The sequence below is a fragment of the Psychrobacter sp. GW64-MNA-CIBAN-0177 genome, assembly GCF_040309585.1.
GTDB classification, from domain to species: Bacteria; Pseudomonadota; Gammaproteobacteria; order Pseudomonadales; family Moraxellaceae; genus Psychrobacter; species Psychrobacter okhotskensis.
This window is the reverse complement of sequence record NZ_JBEOOY010000403.1, coordinates 1-256: the sequence shown is the minus strand read 5'-3', so window position 1 is coordinate 256 and position 256 is coordinate 1. Positions and strand designations below refer to the sequence as shown.

Sequence of the window (256 nt, the reverse complement as noted above, 5' to 3'; positions counted from 1 at the left end):
ATGCAGTACATTTATATTAGTCTCTTTCGATAGGGTCGTCGCTGTATAGTACTTATCAAACGAAGCCTTTATATCTTCAATTTCGTTATAAAAATCGAGCACAAAAAGATCTTCGGTTCTTTTGCCAAGCTTAGGAGCAGAGCGGTTTAGCCGTGATAAAGCTTGAACTGCTTGTACGTCTTGAAGCTTTTTATCGACATACATCGCAGTAAGCTTAGGCTGATCAAAGCCTGTCAGATATTTATTGGCTACGATG

The 256-nt window shown here is 39.1% G+C and carries 1 protein-coding gene; it reads right to left on the bottom strand.

The window, feature by feature from the left end; genetic code table 11:
* The coding region (locus tag AAEY79_RS15630; protein WP_352289499.1) for a UvrB domain 3-containing protein at window positions 1-256 on the bottom strand (256 nt) is incomplete at both ends.